Source organism: Antribacter soli, from assembly GCF_021568775.1.
Classification (GTDB): domain Bacteria; phylum Actinomycetota; class Actinomycetes; order Actinomycetales; family Cellulomonadaceae; genus Antribacter; species Antribacter soli.
Map to the genome: position 1 here is coordinate 1 of NZ_JAKGSG010000061.1, position 24253 is coordinate 24253.

At 71.7% G+C, this 24253-nt stretch carries 19 protein-coding genes; 8 read left to right on the forward strand and 11 right to left on the reverse strand.

Annotation, left to right across the window (positions count from 1 at the left end; genetic code table 11):
- Window positions 1-115: 115 nt before the first annotated feature.
- From L1785_RS21000 to L1785_RS21015, 4 genes are all read right to left on the reverse strand, one after another.
- The gene (locus tag L1785_RS21000; protein WP_236087400.1) at window positions 116-595 is read right to left on the reverse strand and encodes a hypothetical protein; all 480 of its coding nucleotides are present in this window, start codon (window positions 593-595) and stop codon (window positions 116-118) included.
- Window positions 596-624: 29 nt separating this feature from the next.
- The gene (glmS, locus tag L1785_RS21005; protein WP_236087401.1) at window positions 625-2448 is read right to left on the reverse strand and encodes a glutamine--fructose-6-phosphate transaminase (isomerizing); all 1824 of its coding nucleotides are present in this window, start codon (window positions 2446-2448) and stop codon (window positions 625-627) included.
- Between the two features lie 40 nt (window positions 2449-2488).
- Window positions 2489-2752, reverse strand: a complete 264-nt coding sequence (locus L1785_RS21010; RefSeq protein WP_236087402.1) for a hypothetical protein — start codon at window positions 2750-2752, stop codon at window positions 2489-2491.
- An 88-nt stretch (window positions 2753-2840) separates the two neighbouring features.
- Window positions 2841-4367 carry a DUF2142 domain-containing protein gene (locus L1785_RS21015; protein ID WP_236087403.1) on the reverse strand — a complete coding sequence of 509 codons (1527 nt, stop codon included), beginning with the start codon at window positions 4365-4367 and terminating at the stop codon, window positions 2841-2843.
- Between the two features lie 111 nt (window positions 4368-4478).
- On the opposite strand from L1785_RS21015, the gene L1785_RS23315 reads away from it, so the two are divergent.
- The 6 genes from L1785_RS23315 to L1785_RS21045 all read left to right on the forward strand — a co-directional run bounded on the left by L1785_RS23315 (window position 4479) and on the right by L1785_RS21045 (window position 11763).
- On the forward strand, window positions 4479-5666 hold the full coding sequence (locus tag L1785_RS23315; RefSeq protein ID WP_236087404.1) for a glycosyltransferase family 4 protein: 1188 nt from the start codon (window positions 4479-4481) through the stop codon (window positions 5664-5666).
- Window positions 5667-5776: 110 nt separating this feature from the next.
- The gene (locus tag L1785_RS21025; RefSeq protein WP_236087405.1) at window positions 5777-7072 is read left to right on the forward strand and encodes a glycosyltransferase family 2 protein; all 1296 of its coding nucleotides are present in this window, start codon (window positions 5777-5779) and stop codon (window positions 7070-7072) included.
- Window positions 7069-8211 (forward strand): glycosyltransferase family 4 protein, encoded by a 1143-nt coding sequence (locus L1785_RS21030; protein WP_236087406.1) that lies wholly within the window; start codon window positions 7069-7071, stop codon window positions 8209-8211. Before L1785_RS21025 ends, L1785_RS21030 begins: the two co-directional genes overlap by 4 nt.
- Window positions 8204-9121 carry a glycosyltransferase family 2 protein gene (locus L1785_RS21035; RefSeq protein WP_236087407.1) on the forward strand — a complete coding sequence of 306 codons (918 nt, stop codon included), beginning with the start codon at window positions 8204-8206 and terminating at the stop codon, window positions 9119-9121. The genes L1785_RS21030 and L1785_RS21035 overlap by 8 nt, the downstream gene beginning before the upstream one ends.
- On the forward strand, window positions 9118-10263 hold the full coding sequence (locus L1785_RS21040) for a hypothetical protein (RefSeq protein ID WP_236087408.1): 1146 nt from the start codon (window positions 9118-9120) through the stop codon (window positions 10261-10263). Before L1785_RS21035 ends, L1785_RS21040 begins: the two co-directional genes overlap by 4 nt.
- 18 nt (window positions 10264-10281) lie before the next feature.
- On the forward strand, window positions 10282-11763 hold the full coding sequence (locus L1785_RS21045; RefSeq protein WP_236087409.1) for a glycoside hydrolase family 43 protein: 1482 nt from the start codon (window positions 10282-10284) through the stop codon (window positions 11761-11763).
- 34 nt (window positions 11764-11797) lie between these two features.
- Here the strand turns inward: L1785_RS21045 and L1785_RS21050 are convergent, their stop codons facing one another.
- The 6 genes from L1785_RS21050 to L1785_RS21075 form a co-directional block, all read right to left on the reverse strand.
- A complete protein-coding gene (locus tag L1785_RS21050; RefSeq protein ID WP_236087410.1) occupies window positions 11798-12514 on the reverse strand; it encodes a hypothetical protein in 717 nt (238 codons plus the stop codon).
- Between the two features lie 73 nt (window positions 12515-12587).
- Window positions 12588-13487, reverse strand: a complete 900-nt coding sequence (locus L1785_RS21055; RefSeq protein ID WP_236087411.1) for a carbohydrate ABC transporter permease — start codon at window positions 13485-13487, stop codon at window positions 12588-12590.
- Window positions 13484-14437, reverse strand: a complete 954-nt coding sequence (locus tag L1785_RS21060) for a carbohydrate ABC transporter permease (protein ID WP_236087412.1) — start codon at window positions 14435-14437, stop codon at window positions 13484-13486. The genes L1785_RS21055 and L1785_RS21060 overlap by 4 nt, the downstream gene beginning before the upstream one ends.
- Window positions 14438-14500: 63 nt before the next feature.
- The gene (locus tag L1785_RS21065) at window positions 14501-15817 is read right to left on the reverse strand and encodes an ABC transporter substrate-binding protein (protein ID WP_236087413.1); all 1317 of its coding nucleotides are present in this window, start codon (window positions 15815-15817) and stop codon (window positions 14501-14503) included.
- Between the two features lie 69 nt (window positions 15818-15886).
- Window positions 15887-17977: a glycoside hydrolase family 36 protein gene (locus L1785_RS21070; RefSeq protein ID WP_236087414.1), complete on the reverse strand. Its 2091-nt coding sequence runs from the start codon at window positions 17975-17977 to the stop codon at window positions 15887-15889.
- Between the two features lie 285 nt (window positions 17978-18262).
- Window positions 18263-19282 carry a LacI family DNA-binding transcriptional regulator gene (locus L1785_RS21075; RefSeq protein ID WP_236087415.1) on the reverse strand — a complete coding sequence of 340 codons (1020 nt, stop codon included), beginning with the start codon at window positions 19280-19282 and terminating at the stop codon, window positions 18263-18265.
- Window positions 19283-19566: 284 nt separating this feature from the next.
- On the opposite strand from L1785_RS21075, the gene L1785_RS21080 reads away from it, so the two are divergent.
- On the forward strand, window positions 19567-22230 hold the full coding sequence (locus L1785_RS21080) for a carbohydrate-binding protein (RefSeq protein ID WP_236087416.1): 2664 nt from the start codon (window positions 19567-19569) through the stop codon (window positions 22228-22230).
- Window positions 22231-22282: 52 nt separating this feature from the next.
- Here L1785_RS21080 and kilB read toward each other — a convergent pair whose 3' ends face one another.
- Window positions 22283-22777 (reverse strand): plasmid transfer protein KilB, encoded by a 495-nt coding sequence (gene kilB, locus L1785_RS21085; protein ID WP_236087417.1) that lies wholly within the window; start codon window positions 22775-22777, stop codon window positions 22283-22285.
- Between the two features lie 522 nt (window positions 22778-23299).
- Here kilB and cysK point away from each other — a divergent pair.
- Complete coding sequence (gene cysK, locus L1785_RS21090; RefSeq protein ID WP_236087418.1) at window positions 23300-24235, forward strand: cysteine synthase A; 936 nt, start codon at window positions 23300-23302, stop codon at window positions 24233-24235.
- Window positions 24236-24253: the final 18 nt, after the last annotated feature.

Genomic DNA, 24253 nt, shown 5'->3' on the forward strand with positions numbered 1-24253 from the left:
CACCAGGACGGTCGCGCGTGGCGGGGCGGCACGAGGTGGACGAACGCCGGCTCGTGGTCCGACTCCCCCGACACCGGGTCGAACACCCCGAAGTGCTCCGGCCCGTCTGACCGGCTCAGTCCCGCCGCGCGCCTGCGGGCCAGACGACGGTGACCGGCATGGCGCGTCGCCGGGCTTCGGCGACGACGTCGGCCGTGCCGCCGTACCCGCGAGCGGGCTCCCCGTCCCAGACGGCGACGAGCTCGTCGGCGTCGTCGAGCATCCGGTGGGCCGCGGCCATGTGCGACTCGCCGGTCGACTCGGGATGGTCGAGCGTGATGACCGTGGCGGCCCGGGCGAGGAGGTCGTCGAGCACGGGGCGATGATCGGCGCGGACCGCGTCCCGGTAGTCGGCCGCGGGGATGACGGCGGTCAGGCTCCCGCCGGCGTCGAGGACGGCACGGGCGAAGAGCGTGTCGGCGCCGTCGGCGAGCGACGTGGTACCGACGAGGCCGCCCGCGTCGAAGCACTCGAGCGCGGCTCGTAGAGCGTGGTCGACGAGCGGCACGACGTCGTCGGGCAGGCCGCGGTGTCCGGTGAAGGCGACGTGGGTCATGGGGCCGGAGCGTATTCGCCGGGGGCGTATCACTCCACGGTCACCGACTTCGCGAGGTTCCGCGGCTTGTCGACGTCGTGCCCCAGCACCAACGCCGCGTGGTACGCGAGAAGCTGCAGCGGCACCGTGAGCAGCAAGGGGTCGAGCTCGGTCTCGTTCTTGGGCACGTCGATCCGCTCGACCTCCAGCGCCCCCAGGTCGACCCCGGCGTGCGTGACCACCACGAGCGGCCCGCCGCGGGCGGCGATCTCGTGCAGGGCGGCCACGTTCCGGTCGGTGAGCTCGTCGTCGGGCACGATGGCGACCGTCGGGACGTCCGGTGAGATCAGGGCCAGCGGCCCGTGCTTGAGCTCGGACATCTGGTAGGCCTCGGCGTGCCGGTAGCTGATCTCCTTGAACTTCTGCGCGCCCTCGCGCGCGACGGGGAAGCCGCGCACCCGCCCGACGAAGAACATGCTCTCCGACCGCGCGAGCGTCGCTGCGAGCTCCGCGATCCGGTCCTCGGTCGCGAGCACCTGCCCGATCTGCGCCGGCAGCTTCTGCAGGCCTGCGACGAGGCGCTTGCCGTCGGCGACCGACAGGTCTCGCACGCGGCCCAGCTGCAGCGCCAGCAGCGCGAAGCCGACGTACATCGTCGTCAGCGCCTTGGTGGAGGCGACGGCGATCTCGGGCCCGGCGTGCAGGTAGATCCCGCCGTCGCAGGCGCGCGCGACCGCCGACCCGACCACGTTGACGAGACCGATGACGCGCCCGCCCTTGCGCTTGATCTCCTCGACCGCGAGCAGGGTGTCGATGGTCTCGCCGGACTGGCTCACCGCCACGTACAGCGTGTCCGGCTCGATGATCGGGTTGCGGTACCGGAACTCGCTGGCTGCCTCGGCATCGGCGGGGATGCGCGCGAGCTCCTCGACGAGCAGGGCACCCATCTGCCCCACGTAGTACGCCGACCCGCAGCCGAGGATCTTCACGCGGCGGATCGCGCGCAGCTCGCGGGCGTCGAGGTCCAGCCCGCCCAGGTGCGCGGTGCCGAACCGCTCGTCGAGCCGGCCGCGCAGCGTCCGGTCGACGCTCTCCGGCTGCTCGAGGATCTCCGTGTACATGCGCGGCCGGCCGTCGCCCGCTCCGTGCTCGTAGGCGCTCGGGTCGACGTCGACCTGGCGCGCCTGCGTCTCGGTGCGGGTCAGGTCCCGGCGGAACGTCCTGAAGCCGGACGCGGTGACGGTGGCGAGCTCGCCGTCCTCCAGGTGCGCGACAGTGGTGGTGTGCCGCACGAGGGCCGCGAGGTCGGACGCGACGAACATCTCCTTCTCGCCGACGCCGACCAGCAGCGGGCTGCCGTTGCGGGCGACGACGATGCGGTCCGGGAATCCGGCGTGCAGCACGGCCAGGCCGTAGGTCCCCTCGATCGAGGCCAGCGCGTCGACGACCTTGCCCTCGAGCGTGTCGGCGTCCGACAGGGCGATGAGGTGCGCGAAGACCTCGCTGTCGGTGTCGCTCGCGAGCGCCACGCCCTGGTCGGTCAACCGCTGGCGCAACGCGGCCGCGTTGTCCACGATCCCGTTGTGCACCACGGCCACGGTGCCGGTCGCGTCCGTGTGCGGGTGCGCGTTCGCGTCGTTCGCGGGGCCGTGGGTCGCCCACCGGGTGTGCCCGATCCCGATCCGGCCGGCCATCCGCTTCGGCAGCGCCGCGGCGAGGTCCCGCACGCGCCCGGCACGCTTGGTCACCTGCAACCGGGAGCCGACGACGGCGACGCCCGCCGAGTCGTAGCCGCGGTGCTCCAGCCGGGTCAGCGCCTCGACGAGCAGCGGCGCGGCCTGCTGCCCGCCGACGTAACCGACGATTCCGCACATATGGTTCTCCTCGTTTGTGGAACGCCCCGACGACGGCCGGTCAGCCGTAGATCATCCGGCGCAGCTGACGCTCGGTGAGCACGGGTGCTGCGACGACACGGTCCTCCAGCTCGGCGGCGATCCGGGCGAAGATCTCGGGGTTCTTGGCCCCGTAGGTCTGCAGCTCGGCGTGCCGGCGTCGGACGACCTCCTCGACCGGCGTGGCGTAGTACGCCACCACGTCCCCGATGACCCGGGCCGCCTCGGCGGGTGTCATCCCGGTGGTCGACACCACGTGCGCGACCAGGTCCGATGCCGTCCTCATGGGGCACGACACTGACACTCGTCGACGGCACCGGCAACTTCTTGCCCGATCTCGGGCAAGAATCGGCAGCCGTCGGGCCGAATGCTCCTCAGTCGCGCGCCAGCCTGGCCAGCAGCCGAGCTCCGGCGGCTGACGCTACGACGTGGATCCCGAGGAGCACCGCCGAGGGCACGGGAGGCGCCCACGGCCCGTCGAAGACACCCCACCACGATCCCTGGTCGCCGATCGTGTACCGGCGAAGGGTGACCACGAGCGCGAGGGTGAGTCCGGTGGCCATGAGCGACGCGACGAGGTTGAGGGTGCGCTCGGCGAGCCGGCGTGGCAGCTCGATGAACGCGTCGCGGCACACGAAGCCTGCCGTGGCGGCCACGCCCACGTAGAGCGGCATCGAGTAGCGAGCGGTCCAGATGTAGCCGACGTTGCTCGCCTGCCAGGCATGGACGATCACCGGCAGCAGCACGGCGACCGCCAGGACGCTCACCATCGCCACGCGCCCACGCCGGTCGCCCAGGAGGAACGCGAGGAGCACGAGGAAGCCACCGACCGCGGCGAAGGCCACGTATCCCAGCGTCGGCAGGCTCGTGTCCAACCAGCCGAACCGCCCGATGGCCACGAGGAGGAAGTCCCCGGTCTCGAAGAACGTCCGGTTCGCAGTGGTGCGGAAACCGAGCTCGGGGTGCCCGCCGCCCCCGCCCTCGAGCGTGCCGGCGGACAGGGTCCACCACAGAGCGGGGACGGTACCGGCGACGACGAGGCCGAGCCACGGCCAGGACCTGCGGTCGAGCATCGTTCGCCGCACAGTGGCCCACGGGCCGACCACGACGGCGACCATCACGACGATTGCGGCGATGTACAACGGCGACAAGCCCCGGGAGTTCAGGAGCACTACGGTCACGACCGCGATCCCCGCCATGCGCGAGGTGAGCCGCGCCGGGTCCGGGGCTCGCACGAGGGCGAGCAGGGTGATCCAGAGCGTCAGTGCGGCGCTGATCTCGAGCCCTGACGAGTTCACGATGCTGTTGAGGTAGACGACCATCGGCATGAGCGCCGTCGCCACCCCCGCGGCGACGAAGGTACGTCGCGTGACGTCGGCGAGGGCGACGAAGCCCCAGGCGAGGACCAGCGAGCAGAGGCCGGCGCTGACCAGGCGCATGAGGTAGAACACGTACTCACCGGGCGGGAGGAAGGTGGGGAGCCCGACGACGGCGTAGTACGCGGGGTTGTTCCTGATCACCCACGTGCTCGCCGTCATGGTCTGCTCGGCCGCCTCGCCCCTCGGCAGCTCGGGGGCGCAGTCCGCCGCTACCCCACCGCGGAAGGCGAAGCACACCGGGTACGACGCCGTGACCGCGTAGATCGCAGGGATGTCCACCTCGCCGGCGCCCGGGTTCCCCGGGGCCGAGCGCCCGTACAGGTCGCCGCGGACGACGGCGGCGGCCTTGATGACGTGGACGTTCTCGTCCGGCCCGCTGACGACGGGTGTGGCGAGCGACCAGAGCGACGTCAGGGTCATGAGCACCGCGAATGCCGTCCAGTACACGCGCGGACGCGCCGGCGCCGGGCGCGCAGGGGTCACGGACGCGGGACGGGTCGTATTCCCGGCGATGGTCGTCATGACTGGTCCTCGATGGATCGTCGCTCGCGTCTCCGCGTCCCGAACCTGCTCGGCAGGACCGGCCACATGCTATCCGGGGTACCGCGGACCCACATCGGCTAGCCTCGCCGGGTGCGCATCGCGGTTGTCTACGACTGCTTCTTCCCGCTCACGACAGGGGGCGGCGAACGGCAGTACGGCCTCTTCGCGGACGCGTTCGCCCGTGCCGGGAACGACGTCGACTACCTCACCCGGCGGCAGTGGGACGGGGCGGCACCCACCCCGGTGTCGGGCGTCCGCGTCATCGCCGCGAGCGGCCCGTTCGAGCTGTACGACAGCACGGGGACACGCCGCACGCCGGGCGCCCTGAAGTTCGCCGCCTGCCTCTTCACCTACCTGGTCCGCCACCGGCGGGACTACGACGCGGTCCTGGTCAGTGCGCTCCCCGCGCTCAACGTCTTCGCGGCCCGCCTCGCGCTCCTCGGCACGCGCACCAGGTTCTGCGCCGACTTCCTCGAGGTGTGGCGGCCGGACCAGTGGCTGGACTATTCGGGCCCCGTGATGGGGCGGGTCGCGCGGACGCTCCAGCACCTGGCGGTCCGCGTGAGCCCGTGGGTCTCGTGCCACTCGGACATGAACGGCCGACGCCTCGCCGCGGAGGGCGCCCGCCGCGCGCCGATCGTCAGCCCCGGCCTCATCTCCCAGGAACTGATCGACGCACCGGCTCCGGCAGACCTCGACGCCCTCCGCACCCCGACGGTCGTGTTCGTCGGCCGCCACATCCCCGACAAGCAGGTCGAGGAGATACCGGCAGCCGTCGCCTGGGCGCGCGAGCGCGTCCCCGGCCTGGATGCGGTGATCCTCGGCGAGGGGCCGCAGCGCGAGGCGGTCACGGCGGAGATCGAGCGACTCGGTCTCGGCGGCGTCGTGAGCCTCCCGGGGTTCGTGGACGAGGAGGAACTGACCGAGCGGGTGCGCACGGCCGCCGTGCTCGTGAACCCGTCCCGCCGCGAGGGTTACGGCCTCGTCGTCGTCGAGGCCGGCTCCGTCGGCACCCCGGTCGTCCTCGTCGATGCCCCCGACAACGCCTCCGTCGAGCTCGTGGAGGACGGCGTCAACGGATATGTCGCGCCGTCGGTCGCCCCCGAGGACCTCGGCTCCGCGATCGTCCGCGCGGTCGAGGGCGGCGCGGCGCTCAGGAGCAGCGCCCGGGCGTGGTTCGACGACGCGGCGCGGCACCGTACCGCGGAGGCGGCCGCGCTCGCGATCCTGGTCCAGATCGGCGCGCGCGCCCCGGACGTGCGCCGACGGATGCGCTGACCGCGCGCGCGGACCAACCTTCGCAGATCATGGGTCTCGGCCCTGACCCTGGTCCGCCGGCCGCGATTCCTTGCGGCCACCTCCCTGTGATCTCCCTGGACGAACCTGCCATGGCAGCTACGCCGAGCCTCGAGCTCACCATCCTCATGCCGTGCCTCGACGAGGCCGAGACCCTCGAGGTCTGCATCCGCAAGGCGCTCGGCTTCCTGGAACGCTCCGGCATCCAGGGCGAGGTCCTCGTCGCGGACAACGGGAGCAGCGACGGCTCCCAGGCGATCGCCGAGGCGTGCGGTGCCCGCGTGGTCCCGATCGCCGAGAAGGGCTACGGAGCGGCCCTCCTTGGCGGCATCGCCGACGCGCGCGGCCGGTACGTCATCATGGGCGACGCCGACGACAGCTACGACTTCTCGAGGCTGGACCCGTTCGTCGCCAAGCTGCGCGAGGGCTTCCAGCTGGTGATCGGCAATCGCTTCCAGGGCGGCATCGCACCGGGCGCCATGCCGCCCCTGCACAAGTACCTGGGCAACCCGGTGCTCTCCGGCATCGGCCAGCTCTTCTTCAAGCCGGGCGTGGGCGACTTCCACTGCGGCCTGCGAGGGTTCGACCGCGAGGCGATCCTTGCCCTCGGCCTGCGCACCTCGGGCATGGAGTTCGCCTCCGAGATGATCGTCAAGGCGTGCCTCGCCAAGCTGTCGGTCGCCGAGATGCCGACCACGCTGAGCCCCCACGGGCGGTCCCGTCCGCCGCACCTGCGCAGCTGGCGCGACGGCTGGCGTCACCTGCGGTTCCTCCTGATCTTCTCGCCGCGCTGGCTCTTCTGGGTGCCGGGCGTCACGCTGCTCACGCTGGGCGTCGTCGCCAGCCTGGTGCTGCTGTTCGGACCCATCGAGATCGGGTCGGTCGGCTTCGACGTGTCGACCATGATCTACGCGATGGCTGCCGCGGTCGTCGGCTATCAGAGCATCCTGTTCGCCATCCTCACCAAGGTCTACGCCTGGCACGAGGGCTTCATCCCGACGGGGTCACGCTTCCGGTCGGCGATCGACAAGCTCAGCCTGGAGCGGGGCCTGCTCACCGGCCTCGGCCTGTTCCTCCTCGGCCTGGTGGCCGCGATCGTCCAGGTGGTCCGCTGGGGTGGTGGCGAGGGCTTCGGCGCGCTCGACGCACGCGCCGCGGTCCGGGTCGCGGTTCCGGCCGTCCTCGGGCTCATGCTCGGCTTTCAGACCCTGATGTCCAGCATGTTCATCGGCATCCTCGGGATTCCGACCCGTTTCGGCTCCAACCCGTCCGCCACGGACGTCGAGTCGCACGCCGTGCCCACACCGGCCGGTGCGGTACGGGACACGGTGGTGGTCGACAGCCGGGCCCCCGAGCAGGCGGTCCCGGTGGGCGACGGGGTGCGGTGACCCACCGGTCGAAGGTCGTCGTCGACCTGCTCTTCGTGTCGGGAGAGCGCGGCGGCATGGAGACGTACGCCCGCGAGCTGCTGCCACGGACGGCGGGCCACCTGCCGGACGTCGATCTCGTGGCGCTGACCAGCACCACAGGCAAGGACGAGGTGGCCGGCTGGTTCCCGGGCGAGGTGCACGCGCTCGCGCTCGACGCGGACAGCCGCGCGCTCTGGGCGGCTGCCGAGGTCCTCGCAGTGGAGCGGCGGGCCCGCCGAGCCGGGGCGGACCTGCTCTGGTGCCCGGCAAACTTCGGCCCGGCCGGGCGGCGGGTGGCGACCCTCGTGACGGTGCACGACGTCACGATGCTCGAGCTGCCGAACCGGGACCTGCACCAGGCGGCGCAGGCCGTCACCTCGTGGCTCGTGCGCCGCGCGGCACGGGGTGCCACGAGGATCCTCACGGTGAGCGAGGACGCGGCGCGCGGAATCAGCCGCGCGCTCGACGTCCCCGCGGACCGGATCGACGTCGTGCCGAACGGTGCTCAGGAGGTGCGTCCCGGCATCGACGTCGAGGCGGCTCTCGCCGGCCTGCCCCCGATCTCGGGCCGGCCGGTCGTCCTGTCGACCGGGAACCGCATGCCGCACAAGAACTTCGACGGGCTCCTCCGGGCACTTGCCGCGATCCCCCCAGGACAGCGCCCGACGACGGTCGTCACGGGCAGCCGCAGGGACGTCCACTTGCGCGAGCAGGTGCGCCAGCTCGGGCTCGAGGACGACGTCGTGCTCCTCGGGTGGGTGACGCAGGACCAGCTCGAGGCGCTCTTCGCCTCGGCGACGGTCTACGTCTGCCCGTCGCTCGCCGAGGGTTTCGGGCTTCCCGTCGCGGACGCGATGAAGCGAGGCGTCCCGGTGCTGGCGAACGACATCCCGGTCCTGCGTGAGGTGGGCGGCACGGCCGCACGGTACGCCGATGCAACCGACCCGGCCGCGCTGGCGAAGGCGCTCGTGAGCATCGTCGCCGACCCGGCCGAGCGCGAGCTCATGAGCGCGGCCGGACGTGCCCGCGCCACGCTGTTCACCTGGGACGCGTCGGCCGAGCGGACCGCGCGCGTGCTGGCCCGCACGCTGGACGAGGTGCAGGCGCGCCGTGGCTGAGGCAGACCGGACGTCCGTCGCCGGCACGAGGGTCGACCTTGGCCTCGTCGTCTCCACCCTCGGCCGGGTCCGGGCGCTCGACCGCCTCCTCGCCTCGCTCGACGGCCGGCTCGGCCCGTCGGACCGGGTCGTGGTCGTGGCGCAGGGCGCCGTCCCAGAGGTGCGCGCGCTGGCTGCCCGGTACGCGGACAAGGGTCTGCCCGTCGTGGTCACCACGTCCAAGCGTGGGGCCGCTCTCGGCCGGAACACGGGAGTCGCCGCTCTGCCCGCGCGGGACTTCCTGCTGGGCTTCCCCAACGACACGACCTGGTTCCCGGACGGCGCCGTCGAGGCGTTGCGTTCGGCGGCCGAGGCGTCGGGCCTGCAGGCGGGGGCGCTCACCGTCGTCGACGAGAACGGGCCGAAGTTCGTCCTCCCTCCGGCGGGTACGGTGCTCGACCGGCGGTCGGTGTGGTCGGTGATCGAGATGGGCCTCCTCGTCAGGCGGGACGTCTTCCTCGAGGTGGGCGGCTTCGACGCGGCGATGGGCACAGGCGGGCCGACGCCGTGGCAGGCGGGCGAGGCCACCGACTTTCTGCTGCGCCTGGTCCGGCGGCGTCCTGACCTGGCGCAGCGGTTCGAGTGGCTGCCGCCGGACGTGCGGGTGGGCGGTGTGCCGGACCCGCACGGGCTGAGCGCCGCGGAGCGCCGCCGCAAGCTCCGCAGCTATGGCCGGGGCCTCGGGCGGCTGGTGACGGTGCACGGGTACCCCCTCTGGTGGCGGGCCGCCTACCTGCTCGCCGGGCTCGTGTTCGGCTTCCGCAACCCGGCCACCCATACGCCGGGGGACGGCTGGTGGGCGTTCCTCGGCAGGCTCGAGGGGTACACGGGCCGGACGATCGGCGGCCAGACGGCGGCGGTGCAGCGGTGAGCGCCGGGAGGCGACTCGCCCGCGCCGGCTCGAGCGGTGTGACCCTGCTCGGCGGGGTAACCCTGGCCGTCGTGCCCGCTGCCGTGGTCTCGATCTCGGCGCGGCTCTTCACGGCGCCGGAGCAGGGCCGTATCGCGGTCGCCGTGCTGGTCGCCACCTTCGTCGGCCAGCTTGCGTTCGCGGTCGTCGTCGAGTCCCGGTTGGCGTCTCCAGGCTCCGGCCGCCGCGTCGTCTTCCCGCGGTGGCTCGCGCTGCTCGGGATCGCCACGGCGCTCGTGCTGTGCGTGTTCCCGGCCGACGCCGTCCTGCTGTGCGTCGGCCTGCCGGTGCTCGCCGCGGCGCTGGAGGTCGGCCGGGGGGTGTCGGTCGCGGAACGGCTCGACGGGCGGGAGGCGTACGCCTCGATCGCGGTCGGTGCGGGCGCGCTCGGCGGCGTGCTGGCGGGCCTCGCCGGCCAGCGGTGGGCCCTGGTCCCGCTGTTCGCGGGGATCGCCGTCGCCACGCTGGTGCGGAGCGCCCCCGTCGGTGACCGGTCCGGGCGCCGTGACCCCGGCGTGCTGCGCTGGGTACTGGCGGACACCGTGATCACCGGCGTCATCCCGCCGTTGCTGAACGCGATGATCCTTGCGTTCCTGGGGCCGGTGGAGGCCGTCCTCTTCACGTCGGTGTCGACAGTCTCAGGACTGCTGGCCATCCCGCTCAACTTCATGCGCCTGAGACTTCTCAAGGAGCACTCCCGGCTCGACGTCGTCGTCTCGGGCACGGCGGTCGTGGGCGCTGCGGTGGTGCTGCTGGTCCTGGACCGCCTGCGGGGGTTCGGCCTGCTGTTCGGGGAGGCCTGGAACGCCGAGACCGCGCTGGTCCCGCTGCTGGTCGCGTGTGCCTGGCGCGCGCTGTCGTTGCTGACGACGATCCCGTTCACGGCGCTGCGCCGGGCCGGGGAGGTGCGGGTCCTCACCGCCCTGCGGGCCGTGGTCGCGGTCGCGACGTTCGCGCTCGCCGTGGCGAGCCTGAGGCTCGGCTCCCTGGTCGCGGTGTTCGCAGGGCTCGCCGTGGCGGAGGCGCTCGCGGCGCTCGTCTACGAGCGGGCCGCCCAGGCGCGCGTGGGCCGGCAGCCGAAAAGGTTTCAGCCGCTGCCGTGAGTGTGGCATCGTCGTGCCGTGCCTGAGCTCACCGCTGCGCTGCCCGATGCACCGACCATGCCCGTTCGCCCGGTGGTGGCGGGTTTCCATCCGGATCCGACGGTGGTCCGGGTGGGTGATCAGTTCTACCTGGCCTGTTCGAGCTTCGAGTACGCGCCGGGAGTTCCGATCTTCCGGTCGACGGACCTCGTCTGGTGGGAGCTCGTCGGCCACGCGCTGCACCGACCGTCTCAGCTGGCGCTTCGGGACGGGTCCCCGTCGAGCGGCGTCTACGCGCCGACGCTGCGGCACCACGACGGGAAGTTCTGGCTGGTGACGACCAACGTGTCCGACGGCCCGGGCCACCTCCTGGTGTCCGCCGCCGACCCGGCCGGTCCGTGGTCGGAGCCGGTGCGGATCACGGCCGCCGGCGGGATCGATCCGGACCTCGCGTGGGACGACGACGGGACGTGCTACCTCACCTGGTCGGACTCCGGGATCCGTCAGGCCGTCCTCGACCCGGCCTCCGGACAGCTGCTGTCCGAGCCTCGTCGCCTCTGGAGCGGTACCGGTGGCCAGCACCCCGAGGGTCCGCACCTGCACCACGTCGGGCAATGGTGGTACCTGATCGTCGCCGAAGGCGGCACCGGTCATGGTCACGCCGTGACGGTCGCCCGCGGCCTGTCCCCGTCGGGCCCGTTCGCGCCGAGCCCGGACAACCCGGTCCTGACGGCCAGGGGCACTCTCGGACCGGTGCACAACACCGGCCACGCCGATCTCGTCGAACGACCCGACGGCTCCTGGGCGATGGTGTTCCTCGGGGTGCGTCCGCGGGGCCACTTCCCCGGGTGGCACGCCCTGGGCCGCGAGACGTACGCCGCCGAGGTGGCGTGGCACGACGGTTGGCCGCGGGTCGTCGGCCCGCTGCAGCCGGCCGCGGTGCCCTCCGTCGAGACGGGCCTGGGTGACCGCGTCATCCCGCTCGACTGGGTCGGCGCCGGGGTGTTCCCGGACGAGGTCCTGGCGTGGTCGGACGACCGTTGGCTGATGACGGGCCGCGCCGACGAGCGCACGTTCGTCGGACGCCGTCAGGAGCACGCCGGCGTCGTCGTGCGCGCAGAGGTCGAGGCGACCAGGGGCGCCGTCGGCGGGCTGGAGATCCGGATCGACCCGTCCCACGCCGTCGGTCTCGAGGTCCAGGACGGGACGGTCCGGGCCGTGGCGCGCATCGGACCGGTCGTGTCGGTGCTCGGCGACTCACCGGCGCCGGCCGGGACGGTCCTGGAGCTGCAGACGGTGCCCGCGGGCGGTCCTGGGAACACCAACGAGCTGGGTCCCGACCAGATCGTGGCGGTCGTCCATGGGCCCGGTGGCCCCGTCGAGCTGGCCCGTATCGACGGCCGCTACCTCTCGACCGAGGTCGCGGGCGGCTTCACCGGCCGGATGGTCGGCCTCGTCTGCACGCGAGGAAGCCTGACCGTCCGGTCCTTCGAGTACGCCGGGCACGACCAGGACGGGTGAGGCGGGGACGGCCGGCGCGCCGAGGTCCGGCGCGTCAGCCGCGCGGGAGGACCCAGCCGTTCCCGATGCTGCCCCAGGGTCGCTGGAAGAAGCCCACCCACGTCTGCCCGCCGAACCGCTCCCCCGCCGCCATGAGGTTCTTCCACGAGTGGTACGCCGGACCGACCGGCACGTACCAGCGGACGGCGGGCAGACCCGGCGCCGGCTGCGGGTCGGGCTTGCGGTACTTCATCAGGCGCGGCAGCGCGGCGAGGTCCTCGTCGCGCGCGGGCACGATCTCCAAGGCTGTCCGGCGCTTGTCGGTCACGCGCAGCGCCTCCATGACCTTGTCGCTCGCCCAGCCGGTCACCGTGTCCTGGAGGGTCAGGGCCGGCACCCCCGGCGGCAGCTCGAACGAGACGCCCGCGCGGGCCATCTGGCTCCAGGCGATCCGGTCCCAGTCCTTGCCGTGCCAGAACCAGATCCCCGTCACGTCGACGACGACGCCGCGCGGCCGGAGCGCGGCGCGGGCGCCGAACACGAACAACACCGTCAGGCTGCCGAACAGCAGGGCGAAGAACAGGCCGACCCAGCGGGCGCCGCCGGCGGTGGGGTCCAGGACCACCGTGAGGCAGCCCCAGGTGAGCGGGGCGGTGAGCACGAAGCCGACCAGCACCGCGATCAGGTTGGTCCGGCCGAGGTCCAGGCGGTGGGCGTCGGGCGAGAAGTTGGGCTCGCCGAGGGCGTTGTCCGTCATGTCCGGGTTCGTCACGCAGCGATGGTAGCGACGCGCACGTCCGCGGCGAACCGGGTCGCCGTGGACGTGCAGCCGCCGGACGAAGCCGCTACTTGACCGCCCCGGACGTGATCCCGGAGATGATCCTGCGCTGAGCCACGATGAACACCACCAGCAGCGGCAGGCTCATGAGCAGCACGTAGGCGAAGATCAGGTGCCAGTTGTCGAGATACAGCCCGGCGCTGGCGACCTGGAACAGGTTCAGCGGCAGGGTGTCCAGGCGCCCGCCCACGACGAAGAACGCGTAGAAGACGTCGTTCCACACGTACAGGCAGATCAGGATGGTCGCCGTCGACAGCACGGGTGCGAGCAGCGGCAGGATGATCGTGCCGAAGACGCGGAGCGGCTTGGCCCCGTCGACACGCGCCGCCTCCTCGAGCTCGGCCGGGATCGTGCGGATGAATCCGGTGACGAAGAAGATGACGGTCGACATGTACATGCCCATGTAGACGCCGATCATCCCGACGGCGGTGCCCGCGAGGCCGAGCTGGCGCAGCAGGAGCACGATCGTCACGACGGCGGGCGGCAGGACGATACCGCTGATGGCCAGGGCGTAGAGCACGGCCATGAGACGGGAGCTGCGGCGAGCGAGCACCCACGACGCGAGCGAGCCGAGCGCGAGCACCCCGGCGACGGCCGGGACCATGACCAGCAGGCTGCCGAAGAACGCGGCCGGGACCCGGCCCTGCTGCCAGACGGCGGAGAAGTTCTCGGCGTACTGCCACGTCGCGGGCGGTGTCAGGTCGGGGCTGAAGGCCTCGGCCTGGGTCTTGCCCGCCGTGACGACGACGATCCACAGCGGCATGCCGATGAGCAGGACGACGGCGAGGAGCGCCACCACCGGCTGGATCCGGCTCCAGGCTCCGTGCCTCCTTCCGGCGCGGACGTCGCGGACGTCGCGGACGTCGCGGCGCCGGGCAACGATCGATGCAGAGGTCGTGGCGGTCACAGGACTTCCTCCCTCTTGCGCAGGGTCCGGATGACGGGGAGGGCGAGGGCCACCACGACGACGAAGAGCACGAGGCTCATCGTCGTGGCCTGGGCGAACAGGCCCTGCCCGAAGGTGCGGAAGATGAAGATGTTGAGCAGCTCGGTGGTGCGCGCCGGTCCGCCCCCGGTGGTCGCCTGGGCGATGTCGAACCCGTTCATCGAGCCGAGCAGGGCGGTCGCGACGTTGAAGGTCAGCGCCGGTGCGAGGAGGGGGAACCGGATGTCGCGGAACGCGGTCCACGACGAGGCGCCGTCGAGCCGGGCGGCCTCGAGCACGTCTTCGCTGATGGTCTTGAGGCCGGCGAGGTAGATGAGCATGGACAGGCCCATCCACTTCCACGAGTGGATCAGCGCGACCACGACCAGCGTCCAGGTGGTGTCCCCCAGCCACGGGATCGTGACCTCCTGACCGAGGACGACGCCGAGGATGGAGTTGGCGGCGCCGTCCGGCTTGAGGATCGCCTGGAACACGTAGCCGACGGCGAGCGCGGACATGACGACCGGGATGAAGAACATGACGCGGGCGAAGCGGTTGATCCTCGTGTCGCGCTCGAGGAGGAGCGCCAGCAGCAGGCCGAAGAGGTTCTGGAAGACCGCCACGAGAACCGCGTAGACCAGCGTGATGCGCAGGGAGGTCAGGAGCGTGCCGCTCGAGACGAGGTCTTCGAGGTTCCGGAGGCCGACGAACCCGATCTCGCTCTTGAAGCTCGACCAGTCTGTCAGCGCGTAGACGAAGTTGAAGATCGTCGGCACGAAGAAGAACACCCCGAGCACCGCGAACGCCGGGATGAGGTACCGCGCCGGGTGACTGGCGCGGTGACGGTAGGTGGTGGGGCGTACCGTCCGCCGGCGCGACGCTGATGGTCTCGCGGGTGGCATCGGTGCTCTGGCGGTGGTCTGTGCGGTCACGATCAGTCCTCGGCGGGTGGGCGCCGGGCCGCCGCGCCGCGGCCCGGCGCCTCGTGGTCTGGGTCAGAAGCCCTCGACGCCCTGGGCGCGGGCGAGCTGGGCGAACTGGTCCTGGGTCTCCTGCGCGACCTCTTCCGGTGTCATCGTGCCCTGGACCATGTCGGCCAGGGAGATGTACATGTCGGGGTTCGCCACGGCGAGCACCTGCATGGACCCGACCGACTCACCGAGGGACGCGTGCACGTCGAGGAGCGCCTGCGGCACGGAGTCCGGCGTCGGGACGCCGTCCTGCAGCGAGATCGTGTCGCGGTCGGCCACGAAGTCGGCATACCCGTCGCCGAGCCAGTACGTCAGCAGCTGGCGCGCTGCCGCCTCGCGATCGGCGTCACCGGTCTTGAACGCGACGAGGGCGTTCGACTGGTCGGGGATGAACGTCCCGACGTTTCCGGACGGCGAGATGGGGAAGAAGCCGATCTTCTCGTCGAGCTCGGCCGAGTCCGCCTTGGCCTGGAGCTGGCCGAAGAAGGAGGTCACCTGGACCACCATCGCGGCGTCACCCGCCAGCAGGGCGTCCCCCTGGTCCTCGAACGTCGCGGTCTTGATGTCCTCGTTGAAGAGGCCCTCGTCGATCAGCGACTCGTACGTCTCGATGGCCCCGAGGATCGTCGGGTCGGTGAACTTCTCCTCGCCGGTGTTCACGCGCTCCCACAAGCCATCCTTGGCCGCGTCGGCGAGCAGGACGTGGATCCACCACTGCGTGGCCCAGAGGTCCTCGCCCATCTCGTAGAACGGCGTCTGCCCCTCGGCCTTGAGGGCGCGGGCGACCTCGAGGAAGGTGTTCCAGTCGGTGGGGATCTCTGCGATCCCGTGCTCGGCGAACACCTCCTTGTTGTAGTACACGCCCTCGACCGCCGGGCTCGTGATCAGCGCCGCGTACTGGGTGCCGTCCAGGCTGCCGGTGATGTCGGCGAGACCGTCGCTGTACGAGTCGACCCACGGTGCGCCGTCGAGCGGCTGGAGGTTGGTCGGGGCGTTGAGCGCGGTCAGCATCGAGGCGGTCGGCTGCCAGAACGCCAGGTCCGGCATGTCGCCCGTGGCGACCTTGGTCTGAATGCCTTGCTCGTACGGGTCGGGGATCGTGACGACCTCGACCTCGGCACCGGTTAGCTCCTCGAACCCGGCGACGACGGCCTCGGGCACCGTGTTGGAGTTCTGCGCGGCCCAGATCGTGAGCGTGGTCCCGTCCAGGTCCGTGTCCTGGGCGGGCCACGCTGCGGGCTCGCCGCCCGCACCGCCGCCGCCCGCGGTCGGGTCACTGCACCCGGCGGCGAGGAGGCCGACGGCGACGACGGCCGTAGTGATGGTCAGATACTTCTTCATATCGACTCCTTGGGATTGACGCAGTCTTCGCCGACTGCGGGTCGAGCGGGGCCGCTACGGCCCCGACGGTCAGACGAGCCCGGCGTGCCGGACTCTCAGGACGCGGGCCTGTGGGCCCGCGGGGATGCGGAGGTGGACGGGTCCGTCGCCGTCGCGCGTGACGTCCCACCCGTCGTCAGGCGGTCCATAGGCGGTGTCGACCGAGCCCGCGGGAAGGTCGAGGTCGATGGCCGTGGCCTCGGGTCCGCGCCACCAGACGACGACGAGCGACTCGTCGGCGCTGCGCAGGCCGGCGGCCACGAGCGGCGCGCTCCAGGTGGGGAGCCCGAGCGGCCAGAACGGGACGGAGTCGACCAGACGTGGCGTCCATCGCTTGGCCAGCTCGACGCCGCGAGCGACGAGCGCCGACTGCTCGGCCGTCATGTCGTCGAGCCGGCCGGAGAGGTAGAGCCGGCCGGCGAGTCCCGTGCACAGCGTGAAGACGATCTGCTCGTCGCTCATCTCCGGCTGCGGGTAGGCCCAGTTCGCGGCCTGCTCGGGCGCGATAGCGACGAGCGCACCGGCCGCGATCGGCGGGTAGAGCAGGGGGTTCTGCTGGTCCGACGTCGACTGCAGGTCGAGCCGCGACAGCAGCGCGTAGTCGGCGCGCATCGCTCCCGACGCGCAGTTCTCGATCACGAGGTCAGGGTGCCGGGCGAGGACGCCGTCGATCCAGTCGAGGTGCGCCCGGTTCTGCTGGAGCAGGCCGTCGCCCGGGCTGTCGGCGCCCAGGTCCGTGCCGGCGCCGGGCGTGACGTTGTAGTCGAGCTTGAAGTAGCCGACGCCGAAGTCCTCGATCAGGCGATCGACAACCTCGTCGAGGTGCTTGATGACGTCGCGGTGCCGCAGGTCGAGCAGGTACCTGCCGTGCTCCGCGATCCGCGTGCCGTGCCGCTGCAGGAACGCCTCGTCCGGCAACAGGTCCGCCAGCGGGCTGCGCACGCCCACGACCTCCGGCTCGAGCCACAGTCCCGGCACCATGCCGGCCGCGCGGATCGCGTCGACGACGCGTCGCAGACCGCCGTCGGGGAACCGCGAGGTCGAGGGCTCCCAGAGGCCGACAGAGTCCCACCAGTCGCCGCCGTCGTCGTACCAGCCAGCGTCGATGCAGAAGTACTCCGCCCCGGCCCGGGCCGCGGCGTCGACCAGCGGCAGGAGCTTGTCCGTGGTGGGGTCCCCCATGAGCGTGTTCATGTAGTCGTTGAACACGACGCCGGGCCGGCGTGGGTTGCGGCGTGACGCCCGGCGGTGCCGGGTCATCTCGCCCAGAGCCTCCTGCCACCCCGACGCCGCCGCGAGGGAGACCGGGACCGACTCGAACGACTCGCCGACCCCGAGGATGTGGGTCCAGGCGTGGTCGTCGTCGGTGGGGCCGAGCAGGCCGAGGACGAGCAGCTCGTCGCCGTTCGCGTCGAGGCGGACCCCGAGCTCGGCGCGCCAGGCGCCGTTGTGCTCGATCTGCCAGGCCAGGGAGCGGCCGTGCTCCGACGCGACGACGCCGCACGGGTTCCGTCGCCCGGACGACCACGAGCCGGCGCCGACGACGCTGCGGGCCCCGCGCGCGTCCTGGTGCTGGTGAGCGGGCAGGTCGAGCGTGACGAGCCCGTCCTGGCCCGAGAGCGGCGTCCAGGCCCAGCGGTTCTCACCCACCCACTCGCCGTGGCCCTCCAGCGACAGCGTCCCGGCTACCGGCGTCGTGCCGACCGGGCGGCCGATCATCAGCGACGACACCGCCTGGAGCACGACGGGCGCGGACCCGTCGTTGCGGACCGACGTCCACGACTGCAACGAGCTGCCGCCGTCCCGGACCCGCAGGTGAGACGTCACGAGCAGGCCGGTGACCGGGTCGCCCTGGCGCACCTGGACGATCGCGCAGCCGTCCGCCCGCTCCACGTCGTGGCCGAGCACGCGCAGCCGGGCACCGATCGAGGTCGCCGTGTTGCGGGTGTTGGCGCTGGCGTGCCCGTGTCCGACGGCCAGGATCTCCACGAGCGGCTGCGTGGGCGTGCCGGCACCGCCGGTGGACAGACCGGCCGGGGCGTCGTCAGGCAGGACGAGCACCAGCCCGTCGGGGGCCCACAGCGTCACTCGCGTCGCTGCGGGTCGGTCGTTCGCCGTCATCGGCAGGCTCCCTTGCACGGAGCCCATGAAAGCGCATATCAGAAGATGATGCAAGCCTCGGCGGCGAAGCGCTTGGGCCGTGCTGGCAGTTGCCCCGTAACCGCTTTCAGCCACAGCGGGTATCGCCTGAGCCTGCGGTTCCGCTACGGGCGACTGCCTCGTACCTCGGCCCACACCCTGCGCTGCACCTCCGGCTCAGCCGACGTTGTTGATCGGCTGAGCCTGCGGTTCCGCTCCGGGCGAGTGCCTCGTACCTCGGCCCACACCCTGCGCTGCACCTCCGGCTCAGCCGACGTCGGCCACCCTGGCGGCGCGCGGCGCTGCCGACGACCTCAGGATCAGGTCGGGGACGAACCTCACCGACGCCGGGACGGTCCCGCTGTCGATCTGGGTACTGAGCAGGTGGAACGCCTTCTGGCCGAGCCGGACGAAGTCCTGGCGGACCGTGGTCAGGGGCGGTGTCCACAGGTGGCTGAGCGGGTGGTCGTCGAAGCCGATGACGCTCACGTCCTCGGGGACCCGCTTGCCGGCGTCGGTCAGCCCCTTGGTCAGGCCCATGGCGAGCTCGTCGTTGCCGCACAGCACCGCGGTCACCTCGTCCGAGAGCGCGAGCCGCGTACCCGCGTCGTAGCCGGAGTCCGGTGCCCAGTCGGCGTACAGGACCGGCGGGACGACGGCGCCCGCCTCCGTGAGCGCGTCGCGCCAGCCCAGCATGCGGGCGCTCGGGCGGCCGGGCGAAGGGATCGCGACGTGGTAGACGGTGTGGTGGCCGATGTCCAGCAGGTGCCTGGTGGCGCGGGCGGCGGCGGCGCGGTCGTCCATGAACGCGTGCGCGACCTGCTCGTCGGACGGCTTGCCGGAGGCCGCTGCGACGACGGGCAGCCACGGTGGCATCGCCGCGAGCGCGGCCACACCGGGCGGGTCGTACTCCAGGACGATCGCGCCGGCCATCGGCTGGCCGAGCGCATGGTCGATCGCCGCGTCGACGGTCCGCCGGTCGTCGGCATCCACGACCGAGATGACCACCATGTAGCCGGCCTGGCGCGCGGCCTCCTCGATGCCCTGGATCGTCGAGGCGTAGCCGTACCGCGTCGTGTCACCCGCGAACACTGCGATCAGGGGCTGACCGCCGGTCGCCAGAGCCCGGGCCGCCCCGTTCGGCCGGAAGCCGAGCTCCTTGATGGCGGCCATGACCCGGGCCCGGCGCTCCGGGCTGACCGGCACCGAGCCGGTGAGCACGCGCGAGACGGTCGGCACCGAGACGCCGGCGACGCGCGCGACGTCGGCGATGACAGGCGGCTTCATCGGGCGATCGTTTTCCACAGGGCCAGGTTACGCGCTCACCGTGCCGATGCCGGAGTACCCCTTGCCAACCGGGATGATTGACGCTTTCATGTTCCCCGGCACCGTGTCGTCGACACGACAGCCGCCGTCTCTCGTCCGCGCGACGCCGGAAGTCACGCGGCACAGAGGCCGTCCGAGGTCCCGATCCACGAAGGGGTGGAACCCAGGTGAGCATTCCTGATAGCGCAGATCAGACCACAGCCGTGCGGAGGTCGCGCCACCGACGACGGTGGGGCGGAGTCGTGGTGACAGCCCTCGTCGCGGCCACCCTCACGGTCGCACAGCCGGCCGCTGCCGAGACCGACGTCCTCACGGTGGACTTCGGCGCCACGACCGGAGCCTTCCGGGGCGGTGCGACCGGCACCCTCTACGGGTTCGGCGACATCGGTGTCCCGACGTCGGCGCTCGTCAACGGCGCCCACATCACCAACTCGTCCCAGCGTGCCCCGTACGGCACCCAGCACCCCAGCGGTGACTCGCTGCGGATCGAGGACGGGTTCTTCGCCAAGCACGGTACGGAGCTGGCGATCTACATCCAGGACTACTACCCCGACTGGCCGTACAACGGCGGACAGCGCCCGGGGGACACGCGCACCTACAACCAGGCGAACGGCGCCTTCACCAACCAGGCGAACGGCGTGTGGGACTACCTCGAGGTCGTCGAGTTCGTCACCGAAGCGGTGGCCGCGCAGTCCGACCGCCCTCAGTCCTACCTCTTCATCCCGTTCAACGAGCCCGACGGCGGCAACTGGTACCCGAACTGGTCGACCCAGCGCGACCAGTTCAACGCCGACTGGAGCGCGGTCCACGCGAAGATCCAGCAGGTCTGGCAGCGCCACGGCCTCGGGCACGCGCGCATCGGCGGCACCGGCGACACCCGCTGGCAGCCCGCCCGTACGAACGACTTCCTCCGGTACACCCGGGACCAGGGCACCCTGCCGGACGTGTTCATCTGGCACGAGCTCGGCATCGACAACCTCGCCACCTACCGGACGCACTTCGCCGACTACCGCGCGCTCGAGCAGTCGCTGGGCGTCTCGCCCATCCCCGTCAACATCACCGAGTACGGCATGCTGCGCGACATGGGCGTGCCCGGACAGCTCGTCCAGTGGTTCTCCATGTTCGAGGACACGAAGGTCGACGCCCAGACCGCCTACTGGAACTACGCCGGCAACCTCTCCGACAACACCGCCCGTCCGGGCGGCGCCAACGGCGGCTGGTGGATGTTCAAGTGGTACGGCGACCTGGCTGGGTCGCAGACCGTCCGGGTGACACCGCCTCAGCCGAACGCGGTCGACAGCCTCCAGGGCATCGGGGCGATCGACGCGGCCAACCGCCGCGCGACCGTGCTCTACGGCGGCACCGAGGACGACGTCCAGGTCGACCTGCGCGGCCTCTCCTCCGCCGTCTTCGGCACCGCCGTCGACGTCGAGGTCCGCGAGGTCACGCTCACCGGCGCCGAGGGCCTCGCCGCGACTCCGCGCGTCGTCCACGCCCTGGACGGGGTTGCCGTCAGCGGCGGCAACCTGAGCGTCACCGTTCCGACGTACGACCGGTACGCCGCCTATCAGGTGGTGATCACGCCTCAGCAGGATCGAGCGATCACTGTCGATCCGGTGTGGACGACGAGCGTGGAGGCCGAGGCCACCCAGCTCACCGCCGCCACGGCCTACTACCAGAACCCCCAGGCGGGCGGGGGCTGGAAGTTCCTCGCCTCGGGGAGCAACGACGTCGGGTCGTTCAACCAGCCGACGTCCAAGGCGGACTGGACGGTCACCGTTCCCCGCACCGGCACCTACCGGTTCCAGGTCATCGGCTCCGCGCCGGGCAAGCCCGGCAGGCACGCCCTCTTTGTCGACGGCTCCAGCCGGACCACCATCCAGTACACGGCCGACCTTGCGCTCAACGCGACGTCCAAGTGGCAGTACCGCGGCAGCGCCGAGGTCTCGGTGTCGCTCACCGCGGGGACGCACGTCCTGTCCGTCCGGGCGAGCCAGAACGGGACCCAGGTTCTCCCGGGCTCGGACATCACCCTGGACAAGTTCGTCGTCACCGACACCACGACCGGCGAGCCGACGGCGTATCCCGCCAGCACCCTGCGCTACCACGGCGGGGCGGCCCTCGGCTGGCAGTCGGGGACGCGAGGCTTCGGCAGCGTCGCCGGCCAGGCACAACGGGCCGACGCCTACCTCAACGCGATGGAGACCGGCTACTACGACGTCGCGGTGGAGTACTACACGACGGGGGCGTCCGACCTTCGCCTCGACCTCGGTGGCCGCAGCGCCTCGGTGGTCCAGGTCCCGAACGCCGGTCACCGCCGGACCACGGTCCGCGCCCACCTGACGGAAGGGATCAACGAGCTCGAGCTGAGGTCGAACCTCGGGGTCCGCGTGAAGTCGGTGACCGTCACCCGCGCACCTGCGGGAGATGCCTCGGCGTCGACCTTCGAGGGCGAGGCGCTGACGCGCAACGGGAGCGCGGCGGTGGCGAGCGTCGATCCTGCTGCCGGCTCGAACGCCTCCGGCGGCCAGTACGTGGGGTGGGTCGGCAACGGGAGCAACAACTACGTCTCGATCCCCCGTAGCGGCGGGTTCGCCGCTGCCGGCAGCTACAACCTCGTCATCCACTACGCGAACGCCGAGCTGGCGGGTTCGCACGACTACAACCCGCAGGTGGTCGACCGGCAGGTCGTCGTCACCGAGGGCACGGGGGCGACGCCCGTCGGTTCCGCGTTCTTCCGCTACACCTACGCGTGGAACAGCTTCTGGCAGCGGACCGTACCGATCACCCTGACCACGAGCACCGGCGCGATCCGGCTCGGGAACCCCTCCGCATGGGCTCCCGACATCGACAAGGTGACGGTCGCCCCGCTCGTCGCCGGCTCACCGACCACTGTCCAGCTTCCCTAGGTGATCAACGCCGGCCCTCCGGCCGAGGTAGTCGTTCCGTCCGACGGAGCGACTACCTCGGCCGGGGGGCCGGCGTACCAGGCTCCAGCTGCTGCTTCGCCACCTGCACGAACGTGTGCATCAGAGCCCTCGTGGTGTCGCGGGCCTTCTCGACCTCTTCCCTGGACCTCGCGCGGGCGAACAGGTCCATGGCGTCGAACGCCTCAAAGCCGGCCGTGACGACCTCCGGTGCATCGGTGAGCAGCTGAACCCGGAACAAGGCCTCGAGCGCCGCGTCGCGACGACGTCGGGCCTCGCGCTGCAGCTGGTCCAGGTCGGGATCGGCGGCGTCGCGGTGCGTGGTGTACCAACGGTCGAGCTGGCTGCGCCGGTAGTTCGCCAGCGCGCCGCCGAACGAGCTGTAGGCCTCGACGCGCTCCTGCCGGAGCTTCTCACCTCGCGCGAGGTCGTTGGCTTCCTTGACGGCCCGTCGCTGGAACGCGTGGGTGAAAGCTGCGCCCAGGAGCGTTCCGAGGACCGCGACGACGCTGGTGGCGATCAGTTCCATGCCGCAGAGCACAGCACACGGGCGGGCCTGTGACCAGCGCCTACGCCCGCTCGGCCGACGATCGCACCCCACGTCGCCCGTCGGGCGCCCGCCCCCGGACGGGTGATCCTCGTATCGGCAGGCTCGATAGATGAGACAGGCCTTGTCGAAGTGTCCACGTCGTGGATAACCTGCGTCTCGCGAGCCGACTCCGGGTCAAGCCCTGCTTGTTCCCACCGGTCGGCTCGCACCACGAGGAGAAGCCGCCACGACCGGGAGGAAGCCATGCATCACCCGCTCCCCCGTCGAGCCCTCCTCACGGCCACCCCGGCATCTCTGTCGGCGTGCGTGGTCGCCTCCCGCTGTCGATGCTGTCTCTAGAGCGTTCGCGAGACGCCTGACCACCAGCGCGCCTGCGCGCGCCCGTGGCCGCGGCGAACTCACGACGCTCCGGCTCGACTCCAACGCTCCCATCAGGTGCAGCACGCCCGCAGACCGGGCGGGCGCAGACACCACTCCCACCACCACACCGAAGGACACACCATGGCCCGCATCTACGACGACGCGACCAAGCTGATCGGCAACACCCCTCTCGTGAAGCTCAATGCGCTCACGGAGGGCCTGGAGGCCACCGTCGTGGCCAAGCTCGAGTTCTACAACCCGGCCAACTCCGTGAAGGACCGCATCGGCGTGTCGATCATCGACGCGGCCGAGGCGTCCGGTGAGCTCCAGCCGGGCGGCACGATCGTCGAGGGCACGTCGGGCAACACCGGCATCGCCCTGGCCTGGGTGGGCGCGGCACGCGGCTACAACGTCGTGCTCGCCATGCCCGAGACCATGTCCAAGGAGCGCCGCGCGCTGCTGCGCGCGTACGGCGCCGAGCTCGTGCTCACGCCGGGCTCGGAGGGCATGAAGGGCGCCGTCGCGGCCGCGGAGCGCATCGCGGCGGAGCGGCCGGGCGCGGTCCTGGCCCGCCAGTTCGCCAACGAGGCCAACCCCGCGATCCACCGGAAGACCACCGCCGAGGAGATCTGGGCCGACACCGACGGCACGGTCGACATCGTCGTGTCCGGCATCGGCACCGGCGGCACCATCACGGGCGTCGGCCAGGTGCTCAAGGAGCGCAACCCCGGCATCAAGATCGTGGCCGTCGAGCCGCAGGAGTCGCCGATCCTCAACGGCGGCGCGCCCGGCCCGCACAAGATCCAGGGCATCGGCCCGAACTTCGTCCCGGAGATCCTCGACACCAAGATCTACGACGAGGTCGTCGACATCTCCGCCGAGACCGCCCTCGAGGTCGCGCGCCGCACCGCCAAGGAGGAGGGCCTCCTGGTCGGCATCTCCTCGGGCGCGGCCATCGCCGCCGCCCTCGAGATCGGCAAGCGGCCCGAGAGCGCGGGCAAGCTGATCGTCGTCATCGTGCCCGACTTCGGTGAGCGCTACCTGTCCACCATTCTTTTCGAGGGCCTCCTCGACTGATGACGCTGCCGGCCCGGG